Origin of the sequence: Shinella zoogloeoides (assembly GCF_003574625.1) — a bacterium.
GTDB classification, from domain to species: Bacteria; Pseudomonadota; Alphaproteobacteria; order Rhizobiales; family Rhizobiaceae; genus Shinella; species Shinella zoogloeoides_A.
In genome coordinates this window covers 143,169-155,186 of the sequence record NZ_QNUJ01000004.1, presented here as the reverse complement: position 1 = coordinate 155,186, position 12,018 = coordinate 143,169, and the positions used below count along the sequence as shown (strand labels likewise).

10 protein-coding genes and 1 tRNA gene are annotated in these 12,018 nt (G+C 63.5%); 4 read left to right on the top strand and 7 right to left on the bottom strand.

Annotated features, from left to right (window positions below):
* Positions 1-83 precede the first annotated feature (83 nt).
* Complete coding sequence (locus DSD28_RS09125) at positions 84-821, bottom strand: WecB/TagA/CpsF family glycosyltransferase (RefSeq protein WP_162911317.1); 738 nt, start codon at positions 819-821, stop codon at positions 84-86.
* Positions 822-1,146: 325 nt separating this feature from the next.
* Between DSD28_RS09125 and gmd the strand changes: the two genes are divergently transcribed.
* From gmd to DSD28_RS09110, 3 genes are read left to right on the top strand one after another with little or no spacing between them, the layout of a single operon-like run.
* Positions 1,147-2,241, top strand: a complete 1,095-nt coding sequence (gene gmd / locus DSD28_RS09120; RefSeq protein WP_119256074.1) for a GDP-mannose 4,6-dehydratase — start codon at positions 1,147-1,149, stop codon at positions 2,239-2,241.
* On the top strand, positions 2,234-3,202 hold the full coding sequence (fcl, locus tag DSD28_RS09115) for a GDP-L-fucose synthase (protein WP_119256073.1): 969 nt from the start codon (positions 2,234-2,236) through the stop codon (positions 3,200-3,202). Before gmd ends, fcl begins: the two co-directional genes overlap by 8 nt.
* A 31-nt stretch (positions 3,203-3,233) precedes the next feature.
* Positions 3,234-4,310 carry a glycosyltransferase family 4 protein gene (locus tag DSD28_RS09110; protein ID WP_162911316.1) on the top strand — a complete coding sequence of 359 codons (1,077 nt, stop codon included), beginning with the start codon at positions 3,234-3,236 and terminating at the stop codon, positions 4,308-4,310.
* Between the two features lie 206 nt (positions 4,311-4,516).
* On the opposite strand, the gene DSD28_RS09105 is transcribed toward DSD28_RS09110, so the two are convergent.
* The 4 genes from DSD28_RS09105 to DSD28_RS09090 all read right to left on the bottom strand — a co-directional run bounded on the left by DSD28_RS09105 (position 4,517) and on the right by DSD28_RS09090 (position 7,315).
* A tRNA-Lys gene (locus DSD28_RS09105) sits at positions 4,517-4,592 on the bottom strand.
* Positions 4,593-4,710: 118 nt separating this feature from the next.
* Entirely contained in the window at positions 4,711-5,625 is a 915-nt protein-coding gene (locus DSD28_RS09100) for a PhzF family phenazine biosynthesis protein (RefSeq protein WP_119256071.1), read from the bottom strand.
* Between the two features lie 82 nt (positions 5,626-5,707).
* Complete coding sequence (locus DSD28_RS09095; RefSeq protein ID WP_119256070.1) at positions 5,708-6,814, bottom strand: endonuclease/exonuclease/phosphatase family protein; 1,107 nt, start codon at positions 6,812-6,814, stop codon at positions 5,708-5,710.
* Positions 6,815-6,898: 84 nt separating this feature from the next.
* Entirely contained in the window at positions 6,899-7,315 is a 417-nt protein-coding gene (locus DSD28_RS09090) for an Lrp/AsnC family transcriptional regulator (protein WP_119256069.1), read from the bottom strand.
* Positions 7,316-7,455: 140 nt separating this feature from the next.
* Here DSD28_RS09090 and DSD28_RS09085 point away from each other — a divergent pair, with 140 nt between their 5' ends.
* Positions 7,456-9,099: a M20/M25/M40 family metallo-hydrolase gene (locus DSD28_RS09085; protein ID WP_245424789.1), complete on the top strand. Its 1,644-nt coding sequence runs from the start codon at positions 7,456-7,458 to the stop codon at positions 9,097-9,099.
* 154 nt (positions 9,100-9,253) lie between these two features.
* Here the strand turns inward: DSD28_RS09085 and DSD28_RS09080 are convergent, their stop codons facing one another.
* Positions 9,254-10,477 (bottom strand): PLP-dependent aminotransferase family protein, encoded by a 1,224-nt coding sequence (locus tag DSD28_RS09080; protein ID WP_119256068.1) that lies wholly within the window; start codon positions 10,475-10,477, stop codon positions 9,254-9,256.
* Positions 10,478-10,956: 479 nt separating this feature from the next.
* Positions 10,957-11,976, bottom strand: coding sequence for a ketol-acid reductoisomerase (gene ilvC / locus DSD28_RS09075; protein ID WP_119256067.1), 1,020 nt, complete (start codon positions 11,974-11,976; stop codon positions 10,957-10,959).
* Between the last annotated feature and the right edge of the window lie 42 nt (positions 11,977-12,018).

Here is a 12,018-nt window from a genome sequence, read left to right as displayed (position 1 = left end):
AGACCTGAAGGCCACCTGCGAGCATAGATGCATCATGGTCTGTGTCATCGGGAATCGGACGGGAAGGTAAACACGGGGAGCCGTCACACCTTGCGACGAACCGATTCCAGGGCGACGGCGAAGACGAAGCGCGGCGCCAGGACCAGATAGCGACGCCAGAGCCGCCGCGGCTCACTACTCAATCGATGCAGCCATTCAAGGCCGTTGTCGCGCATCCAGCGCGGCGCGCGCCTCACCGCGCCGGAATGGAAGTCGAACGCAGCGCCGACGCCGATCAATACGCCTCGCGGAAGCCGCTCGGCGGCCTGCATCATCCAGTATTCCTGCTTGGGGCTCGATATGCCAACCCAGATGAAATCCGGATTGGCCTGCCTGATTTCCTCCAACTCCGCCAGCGCCTGCCCCTCCATTTTGAAATCCGGGCCGATCTCCCTGAAGGGCGGCGACAAGGTTCCGGCGACGGCAAGGCCACGGTGGCGCTCGGCAAGGCGCTTGACCATCTCTTCGGCCACGCCCGGCTTGCCGCCGAAGAAATAATGCGATTGCCCGGTGGACAGCGAATGCCGGCAGACCGCATCCAACAGGTCCGCGCCCGGGACCCGGCCAAGCTCGCTGCCGATGCCACGCAGCCGTCCGGTCCAGACGAGCGGGACGCCGTCCGGCACGACCAGGTCGGCCTTCTGGTGCAGGGTTGCAAGGTAGGGCTCGTCCACCGCGGCCATCAGGCTCGCCACCTCGCGCACGAATACGGTTTTGGCACCGCTCCCGCCAGCCCACCGGCTTACGAGGTCGGCGCTGCGTTTCAGGTCGACGATACTCACTGGAATCCCCAGAATGGAGAACTGGCGAGGTTTGGGCGGTTGGTGCATATGCAAGGTTCTATTTCCAGGCGATAGGTACGGACGGAAAGGGAAGAGGCAGGCCCGGTGTGGCTTTGCGGCCGAAGGTACCCGCGATTAAGACTATCCTTGTGTTTACGAGATACGCATTTTTACTTCGCAAAGAAGAATCGGCAGTTAACTATAGGAGCCGGGGAGTGTTGTGCAGCAAAAAATTCCGGCTAGTGTAGCGCCGATTATCACGATCGGCGCATCGAGCATGTCGCCTTCCATCCAATTGAATGATTATATGAAAGACTGGGACCCGATGGGCAAGCGTGTAGAAAGTAATGGCAAGGTGGCCCTCGTCACCGGTGTGACGGGACAGGACGGGGCCTATCTGTCCGAACTTCTCCTCGAAAAGGGCTATACGGTTCACGGCATCAAGAGGCGTTCTTCCTCCTTCAACACCGATCGCATCGAGCACCTCTACGAAGATCCCCATGTCGAAGATCCGCGGTTCATCCTGCATTTCGGCGATATGACGGACAGCACGAACCTGATCCGCGTCGTGCAGGAAACCCAGCCCGACGAGATCTACAACCTGGCCGCCCAGAGCCATGTGCACGTCTCCTTCGAGACTCCCGAATACACGGCCAACGCCGACGGCATGGGCACGCTGCGCCTTCTGGAGGCCATCCGCCTGCTCGGCCTGACCGGCAAGACCCGCTTCTATCAGGCGTCCACGTCCGAGCTCTACGGCAAGGTGCAGGAAGTGCCGCAGAGCGAGACGACGCCGTTCTATCCGCGATCTCCCTATGCCGCCGCAAAGCTCTACGCCTACTGGATCGTCGTCAATTACCGCGAGGCCTACGGCATGCACGCCTCCAACGGCATTCTGTTCAACCACGAAAGCCCCATTCGCGGTGAAACCTTCGTCACGCGCAAGATCACCCGCGCAGCGGCGGCCATTCGCCTCGGTCTCCAAGACAAGCTCTACCTCGGGAACCTCAACGCGAAGCGTGACTGGGGCCATGCCCGCGAGTATGTTCGGGGCATGTGGCTGATGCTGCAGCAGGAAATCCCCGACGACTACGTCCTAGCCACCGGCGAAACCCATACCGTGCGCTCCTTCGTCGAAAAGGCCTTTGCGAAACTCGACATCGCCATCGAATGGCGTGGTGAGGGCGTCGACGAAAAGGGGTACGACAAGGCCTCCGGACGCCTCCTCATAGAAGTCGATCCGCGGTACTTCCGCCCCACCGAAGTCGAGCTCCTCATCGGCAACCCGGCCAAGGCGCACCGCCAGCTCGGCTGGAAACATGAGATCAATCTCGACCAGCTCGTCGGTGAAATGGTCGAGCAGGATTTCAGGTCCATGCAGAGCAAGACCTTCAACGCACAGAGCAACCCTCATGCGTGAGGGCGCCTACAACCTTGCCGGCAAGAGAGTCTTCGTCGCCGGGCATCGTGGAATGGTCGGGGCCGCGATCGTCCGGCGTCTCGCTCAGGAAGATTGCGATATCCTGACCGCGACGCGGAAAGAGCTCGACCTCACCCGCCAGGCCGATGTCGAGGCCTGGATGGAGGAGCGTCGCCCCGATGCCATCTTCCTGGCCGCCGCGAAAGTCGGCGGCATCCTGGCGAACGACACCTATCCGGCGGAATTCCTGTACGAGAATCTCGTTCTCGAGACCAATATCATTCACGCCGCGCACCGGGTGAAAGTGCAGAAGCTGCTGTTCCTCGGATCCTCCTGCATCTATCCGAAGTTTGCCGATCAGCCCATTGTGGAAGAGGCCCTGCTTAAGGGAGAGCTGGAGCCGACCAACGAGTGGTACGCGATCGCCAAGATCGCGGGCATCAAGCTTTGCCAAGCCTACCGCAAGCAGTATGGCGACGACTTCATCTCCGCCATGCCGACCAATCTCTATGGGCCGGGCGACAATTTCGACCTGACGTCCAGCCATGTGGTGCCGGCGCTGATCCGCAAGGCCCACCAGGCAAAGGTCGACGGTCTGCCGGAGCTTACCGTCTGGGGCACGGGAACACCGCGGCGTGAGTTCCTGCACGTCGATGACTGCGCCGACGCCTGCGTCCACCTGATGAAGAACTATTCCGGCGATGGGCACATCAATGTCGGGCTCGGCGAGGACGTGACGATCCTGGAACTGACCCGGCTCATCTGCAAGGTCGTCGGCTTCACGGGGGAAATCGTGCACGATCTCTCCAAGCCGGATGGCACGCCGCGCAAGCTGATGAGTGCAGCGAAGTTACGCGCACTCGGCTGGAATCCGCGCATAGGGCTGGAAGAGGGCATCGCCGACGCATACCGGGCGTTTCTGGATGGAGACTATACCGAGCGCACACGGCAGGCCTCCTGACCGTCCTCCAAGCCGAAGCCGGAGAGCACTGGTGGATCATCCTATTCGAATCGCGCACTTCTCGCCTCTCGATGATACGCGGGGCGGGATATCGACGGTGGTTTCCAACTATCGGGGATCCGAGCTAGCCCGCGCGTTCGAGATGACCTTCATACAGACCCATGCAGACGGCTCGCGTGTGAAAAAGCTTGCTGTGGCAGGTCGCGCCCTTATGCAAGCCGTGAGATTGGCCCTGCACCGCCCGCCGGACATGATCCATGTCCATGTCGGCGACTTTCCCAGCCTTTATCGCAAGGCAGCCGTCATCCTGCCGCTTCTGATGCGGAGAACGAAAAGCATCCTTCATTTCCACGGCGCAAACTTCCTGGTCGAATATGCCAGGCTGCCGCGTGGGCGTCGACGGTTCGTACGATGGTTCCTGCGGCGGTTCGATGTCGTTCTATGCCTGTCGGAAAGCTGGCGCCGCGACCTGACGGCGGAATTCGGGCTGTCGCAAGCCGTGGTGCTGCCCAACGCGGTATCCGTGCCTGCCCTGCAGTCGCCAGGACGAACGTCGCCGGAAGAGCCGCTGGAACTGCTGTTCATGGGCTTGATCGGCGAGCGCAAGGGCCTATTCGACCTTCTGGAAGCGATGGAAGTCGCATGCCGGCGGGGCGTGGAAGTCCGCCTTGCCATCGGCGGAAACGGCGATGTGGAGCGTCTGACGGGCCGCCTGTCCGCATCTCCGGCGCTGGCCGGGCGTGTCCGCTATCTGGGCTGGATCGGGGGCAAGGAGCGGGAGCAAGCTTTCCTTTCCGCCCACACCTACGTCCTTCCCTCCTATGCCGAAGGCATGCCGATGTCCGTACTGGAGGCCATGTCCTATGGATTGCCCGTCGTCAGTTGTCCCGTAGGAGGCATTCCCGAGCTGGTGGATGACCGTTCGGCCATCCTGGTTCAGCCCGGCGACACGGAGCGCCTCGCAGATGCCATCTGCCGGCTCGCGAAGGATGAAACGGCACGGCGGGAAATGGCGCAGGCAGCAGCGGATCGCGTGCGCGCGCATTTCGACCTGCATCACCACAACACGCGACTTGCTTCGATCTACCGCGCCCTGCATTCGCGTTAGGGCCCGGCACCATCTCCCGGACAAATCACGACCGCTGGCACGAAGAGAAAATCAGACTGATTTCGGAGTGTTCCGGTCAGTCTAGAGCGATGCTGAAGCAATCAGTCGCAAGCACTACCTGTTTCAGACAGGACGCAGGCTGAAAAGAGTAAAACTCTTGCTTCTGTAAAATGCGGGTTGGTAGAAAACCGCTAAGTAATTGTATTTGGTGGGTGATCACGGGCTCGAACCGTGGACCCGCTGATTAAGAGTCAGCTGCTCTACCAACTGAGCTAATCACCCACTTGACCGCTGCTGCGGTGCTGGAGGGGCGTATAAAGGCGTTCTCGGGGCTTGTCTATACCGCGGTTTGAAAAAAATGCGTCTTGGCGCAAATTTCTTCCGCAGCGCAAAAAAGGCGTCACAAATCCAGCGTTCCGGTGGCGATGCGGACGGCTTCCCCGCCGATGCGCGCACCGGCGATCGTTCCGCCCGAGATGTCGAGATGGAGGTGGATGAGCGACGGGCGGCCCATTTCGACGCCCTGCTCGATGAGGAACGGGTGGTGGCCGTCGACCAGCTTGTCGAAGAAATGGATGGCGCCGGACATGGCGGCGACGGCCGAGCCGGTCGCAGGGTCCTCGGTGATGCCCATGTCGGGCGCGAACATGCGGGCGTGGAACTTCGCATTGTGGTTCACGCCGGCGCGGCAATAGAGATAGGCGGATGCCAGCCGCCCCTCGGCGAAGGGCGCACAACGCTCCCAGAGCATCGGATCGAACTCCACGGCCGCCGCCGCGGCGAGATCGTGCACCGGCATCATCACGAAGGCGACGCCCGCGCTCCACAGCGACGGGACGTGATTTTCGAAACCGATCTGCGCCGGCTTCAGGCTGAACGCATCCGCGAGCGCCTGTTTGTCGAAGGCGGCGTCGAGCCGCGCGGATTTGCGCGGCAGGTCGAATTCGGCAAAGGACGCCTTGCCGCCGGCAAGGCGCGTGGCGCAGCGCACCGGGCCGACATTCTCCTCCAGCACGCTGACCTGGTCGCGCGGCTCCCGCCCGCCCTCGCCCGCTTCGGCGATGGCGATCGCGGCCCCCACGGTCGGGTGCCCGGCGAAGGGCAGCTCACGGCCGGGGGTGAAGATGCGCAGGCGCGCGGTATGCCCCGCCTTTTCCGGCGGCAGCACGAAGACGGTTTCCGACAGGTTGAACTCCCCGGCGATGCGCTGCATCGCATCGTCGTCGAGACCCTCGGCATCGAAGACGACCGCCAGCGGGTTGCCGGCAAGCCGCGTGTCGGTAAAGACGTCATAGATGGCGTAGCGGCGGGACAAGGCATTCTCCCTATTCGATTTTCGGCCGTAAGCCTGCCCGAGCGGCCGGCCGCGGGCAAGTGGAAATGAGCCGCGGGACAGCTCACAGATCGAGCGTCATGACCACCGGGCAGTGATCGGAGGCCTTGGGCCGGTCCCAGCCGACGCGCGGATAGCGCTCCACCTCCTGCCCCGGCGGGAAGAGCGTGCGGAAGGGCTGGCCGGCACGGATGATTTCCGGGACATGGTGGGCATTGCGCTCGGCAAGCGACGGCGAGAGCCAGATATAGTCGAGCTGGCAGAGATGGCGCTCCTCAGGCCCGCGGCTGTGATAGAGCGTCCAGCGGTCGTCCACCGGCCGGCGCAGCATCGGGTTCACGGCAAAGCCATCCGCGGTGAAGGCATCAAGCGCGCTGACGTCCTCCTTGCGCGGGATGAAGCGGTAGCCATTGCGCCTGTCGCCCTCGATGGCGAGCTTTTCCTGATAGTCGTTCATGTCGCCGCAGATGGCGAATGCCTTGTCCGCCGTGCGGCCGGGGCCGAATCGGTCCTCGACGATGCGGCGCACGGCCCGCGCCTCCGCCATGCGCACGGGCATGGTGGACTGGCGGCCGTCCATGCCGTCCCGTCCCGGGCCCATCGATTTGAAATGGACGACGTAGAGTGTCAGCGGCCGCCCGCCGATGCGCAGGTCCATCTCCAGGCAATCGCGCTTGAAGATCTTGTCGTTCTGGTCGATGCCCGGCCCGAGATCGGGCGTATAGAGACCGAAATCGCGATAGGTGACGCCGGCATGGCTGCGGATATCGACACATTCGATGCGCTGGCCGTCGCGCGTTTCCTCGCGCATCAGCACGGAGACGTCGATGCCGCGGCTGTCATTGCCCTCGATGAGGTATTTCTGACGGTAGCCGTTGCCCACCATGCGGAAAAGATAGCCATATTCGAAGGCCTGCAGGGCGGCCATGTTGTCGGTCTCCTGCAGGCAGAGGATGTCGGCATCCGCATCGGCGATGGCGAGCGCCGAGTGCTGGCGGGCATCGTCCGTATGCGCGATGGTGCGCGCCTCCTCCAGCCGCTGGTATTCCGCCTCGTTGCGGATGTCGAAAAGGCGCAGCACGCGATCCTGGCGAGTCTGATTGCGGAAACCCGTGAAATCGAAACGGGTCATGAGGTTTTCGATATTGAAGGTGGCAAGGCGTAGCGACATGAGGTCCTTCCGGATAGGCCCGCCGAGTGTAACCGGCTGACCGGCAATGGAAAGCGCCTTTTCGCACCCACCGGACACGAAGCCTCAAAGCGTGGTCAGCAGCAGGCTCGTCTCGGATTTCGACACGCCATCCATGGCACGCACGCCGCGCAGCACCCGCTCGAACTCGACGAGGTTCTCCGCCTGGATTTCCGCGATGAGGTCCCACGCGCCGTTGGTGGTGTGGAGCGCGCGCACCTCCGGTATGCCGCGCAGCGCCTTTATCGCGGCGAGCGTCTTCTGGCCGGTGATCTCGATCATCATGACGGCGCGCACGGCATGGGGATCGTCGGCCTCGGTCACCCGCACGGTGAAGCCGGCGATGACGCCGTCGCGCTCCAGCCTGTCGATGCGGTTCTGCACGGTGCCGCGGGAAACCTTCAGCTCCGCCGCAAGCGCCGAAAGCGAGGCGCGGCCATCCTTGCGCAGAAGGGCGAGAAGCTTGCGGTCCGTCGTGTCCATCGATCCTGCCGAAATGCCAGTTTCACCTGCCGAAAGGACAATACTACCTGCGATTTTTCCAGGAAATTGCCGTTTCGCCTGCCATCGCTCTTGGCTAGCCTTCCCCTTCCTTCAATGCAACAGCTTTCGGCAGGCCCGTCATGACCAACGAAACCGCCCTCGGCACCGCCGCCGCCCGCACGCGCGAACTCTCCCTTATGATGACCCGCTGGCCGAGCGTGACGGGCTCGCCGGACGAGGCGGACTTTTCCGAACGGCTGCGGGCGCATCTTGCCGAAACGCCCTATTTCCGCCGCCACCCGGACCGGCTCTTCACCGTAGACAGCCACGGCGAGCCGCTGACCCGGAGCGTCGTCGCGCTGGTGCGCGGAAGCGGACGGAAGACCGTGGTGCTGGCCGGCCATTTCGATACGGTCTCCATCGCCAATTACGGCACGCTTGCGCCGCTCGCCTGCGATCCCGAGCCGCTGACGGAGGCCCTGACGAAGGAGCTTCGCAGCCGCCCCCTCAATGGAGCGGAGGAGAAGGCGCTCGAGGATTTCGAGAGCGGCGACTTCATCGCCGGGCGGGGCCTTCTCGACATGAAGAGCGGCCTTGCGGCAGGCATCGCGGCGCTGGAGCGCTTTGCCGGGCTGGAGGCGCCGAAAGGCAACATCCTCTTCGTCGCGACGCCCGACGAGGAGAACCGCTCGCGCGGCATGCGCAGCCTGCGCAACGCCCTGCCTGAAATCGCGCGCCGCTTCGACCTCGACATCGTCGCCGGCATCAATCTCGATGCGTCGAGCTGCGAGCGCGACGGCGAGGAAGGCCGGGCGGTCTATCTCGGCTCCATCGGCAAGTTCGCGCCCTTCGCCTTCGTCATCGGCCGGCCGACCCATGCCGGCTATCCGTTCAACGGCACCAGCGCCCACCGCATCAGCGCCGAGATCACCCGCGCCATGGACACCGTGCCGGAGCTCAGCGACGAGGCCTTCGGCGAGCGCTCGCCGCCGCCCGTCTGCCTTGAGGCCCGGGACATCCGCGACGGCTATGACGTGACGACGCCGGACCGCGTCTGGCTGTCCTTCAACTGGCTGACGCACCGCCGCAGCGCCGGCGATATCCTCGCCGAATTCCACACCATCGTTTCCGGCGCGCTGCGAACGGCGCTCGATGCGCAGGACTCCAACGCCGCCCGCTACCGGGGCCGCGAGCCCATCAGGACGGAAGGCCTCGTGCTGACCTATGCCGGGCTTGTGGAGCGGGTGGAGGCGCGCGGCGGGGCGGACGCGCTGGCGCGTCTCACCGCGCTCGACCGGGCACTTTCCGGCGGCACCGATCCGCTGAAGGTGAGCCGCGAGATCGTCTCGGCCGCGGTCACCGAGGCGGGCATCGAGGGGCCGGCCGTGATCGTCGGCTTCGGCAGCCTGCACTATCCGCTGGTGCATCTCGAACAGTCCGGGGCGGGACGCGACCTCAGGGAAAGGTTCAGGCGCGTGATGGACGAGACCGCGCGCAGGCACGGCACCGCGATCAAGTTCAAGCAGATCTTCGCCGGCATTTCCGACATGAGCTTCTTCGGCCACCGACCGGATGCGGGCGAGACCGGATTGCTGGCCGCCAATACCCCCTCGCCGGCCTTCACCGACGATGTGCCGGAAGGGCTGCTTTCCTTCCCGACGGTCAATATCGGGCCGTGGGGGCGCGATTATCACCAGAAGTGGGAGCGTGTGCACGCGCCCTACACGTTCGGGGTTCTGCCGGACCTGGTCTTCGAATCGGCGCTGGCCTGCCTCGGTGATTAAGGTGCCCCTCATCCGCCTGCCGGCACCTTCTCCTTGGCTGCGGGGAGAAGGAGATATGCCGCACCGTTTTCCAAGCCTTCAACGTTGCGTGGGGCAAGGTCCCTCTCCCCGCCTGCGGGGAGAGGGTTAGGGTGAGGGGCAAACCCGCACTGCCTTACGCCGCCATGCGCTCGCTGCCCAGCAGCCGGCCGAGGCGGGAAATGCCCTCCTCGATCGTCGCGGCATCGGCGCAGGAGAAACTGAGGCGCAGCGTGTTGGCGCCGCTGCCGTCGGCATGAAAGGCCTGTCCCGGCACGAAGGCGACCTTCTCCGTCTCGATGGAACGGGCGAGCAGCTTCGCGCCGTCCATCCCGGCGGGCAGCGTCACCCAGACGAACATCCCGCCCTCGGGCCGCGTCCAGCTCACGCCCTCCGGCATATACCTGTCGAGCGCCGCCAGCATGGCATCGCGGCGCTGGCTGTAGGCGGCGCGGATCTTCGCGACCTGCGCGTCGAAGCCGCGCGCGGCGACATGGGCGATGGCGATCTGGTTGATGGTGGAGGAGTGCAGATCCGCCGCCTGCTTCATCAGCACCAGCTTGCGGATGACCGGCGCAGCCGCGACGATGTAGCCGACGCGAAGGCCCGGCGCGAGCGTCTTGGAGAAGCTGCCGCAATAGATGGTGCGCGCGGCGTCGATATTGCCTTTCTTCGCGATCTCCAGCGCCAGGATCGGCGGGATGGCCTCGCCGTCGTAACGCAGCGACTGATAGGCAGCATCCTCGATGACGGGGATGTCCAGCTCCTCGGCAAGCGAAAGCAGCTTTTCGCGGCCGGCGCGGTCGACAGTCTCGCCTGTCGGATTGGCGAAGTCGGCGGAAAGGTAGGCGAACTTGACCCGCCCGCCCGCCTCCGCCGCCGTCGCGCGGTAGGCTTCGGGCGTGCGGTTGCCGGAAAGGTTCAGCCGGTCATAGGTCGGTTCATAGGCGTTGAAGGCCTGCAGCGCGCCGAGATAGGTCGGCCAGGTGACGAGCGCCGTATCCTTCGGCGAGAGGAAGAGCTTGCCGAGATAGTCGAGCCCCTGCTGCGAGCCGGAGACGATGAAGACGTTCTCCGCCGTGCAGGGAATTCCGATCCTGCCCATCTCGCCGGCCAGCCAGTCGCGCAGCGGCCTGTAGCCCTCGCTGACGGAATATTGCAGGCCCGCCGCCGCGCCCTCGCCCGCAAGCGCATCGGCATAGGCCGCCGCAAAAGCTTCCTTCGGAAACAGCGCGGGGTCTGGGATGCCGCCGGCAAAAGAGATGATGTCCGGCCGGTCCAGGAGTTTCAGCAATTCGCGGATTTCGGATGCCTTCATCCGCGACGCACGTGTCGCGAAGGCCTTGTCCCATTCGAACATAGGGTTTTCCTCGGGCTGTTGTTTGACCCGCACCTCATCACGACGATGAATTTATGTCAACAATGCTGACCTAAATATTCCCGCCAAGACAAAGTGGGCAAACGCCCAAGGTTTTACGCAAAAATACTCTTGCCAGCCGAAGGGCCGGCCGGCGTCCGTTTCACGTGTTCCGGGCTTTCAGGTTGCCCGGTCGGTATAAAGGCTGACCAGCACCAGTGCAGCTATACTGCAAAGAATGAAAAGGTCGAACCATGCGAAGTATTGAGCAATCGTGGTCATCGCACTATCCTCCTGACAGCCGAACGAAACACTCTCGTATTTTGTTCCTAAAGGGAGGTTTTCGCAAGGTTATTACTTGTTGCGCCGCAATGTTCGAAAATATGCGCTGCACCATGGCTCGCTCGAAGAATGAGCGACCCGCATGAAAAAGCCGGGCGGAATATCCGCCCGGCTTCCTGTCCTGCAAAAGGCAGGGACGATCAGTTGACGGCCTTGTCGACCAGCTTGTTCTTGCCGATCCAGGGCATCATGCCGCGCAGCTTGGCGCCGACTTCCTCGATCTGGTGCGCGTCGTTGTTGCGGCGGATACCCTTGAAGCGGGCGCCGCCGGCCTTCCATTCCTGCATCCAGTCCGAAGTGAACTTGCCGGTCTGGATATCGGTGAGGACGCGCTTCATCTCGGCCTTCGTCTCGGCGGTGATGATGCGCGGACCCGTGACGTATTCGCCCCACTCTGCCGTGTTGGAGATCGAGTAGTTCATGTTGGCGATGCCGCCTTCATAGATCAGGTCGACGATCAGCTTCACTTCGTGCAGGCACTCGAAATAGGCCATTTCCGGAGCGTAGCCGGCTTCGACCAGCGTTTCGAAACCGGCGCGGATCAGCTCGACGAGACCGCCGCACAGGACGACCTGCTCGCCGAAGAGGTCGGTTTCGCACTCTTCCTTGAAGTTGGTTTCGATGATGCCCGAACGGCCGCCGCCGACGCCGCAGGCGTAGGACAGAGCAACGTCAAGCGCGTTGCCGGAAGCGTTCTGGTGAACGGCGACGAGGCAGGGAACGCCGCCGCCCTTCTGGTATTCGCCGCGAACCGTGTGGCCCGGGCCCTTCGGCGCGATCATGACGACGTCGAGCGAAGCCTTCGGCTCGATGAGGCCGAAGTGGACGTTGAGGCCGTGAGCGAAGGCGATGGCAGCGCCGTCGCGGATGTTGCCGGCGATGTCGGCCTTGTAGATGTCGGCCTGGAGTTCGTCCGGCGTCGCCATCATCAGGAGGTCGGCCCACTTGGCGGCTTCGGCGACGGTCATGACCTTGAAGCCATCGGCTTCGGCCTTCTTGACGGTCGGCGAACCGGCCTTGAGCGCGATCACGACGTTCTTGGCGCCGGAATCCTTGAGGTTGAGAGCGTGCGCACGGCCCTGCGAGCCGTAGCCGACGATGGCGACGTTCTTCGCCTTGATGAGGTTGAGATCGGCATCACGATCGTAATAGACGCGCATCGATGGTTCCTTCCCTTAGCTGGTCTGTTTGATCCGAACCGG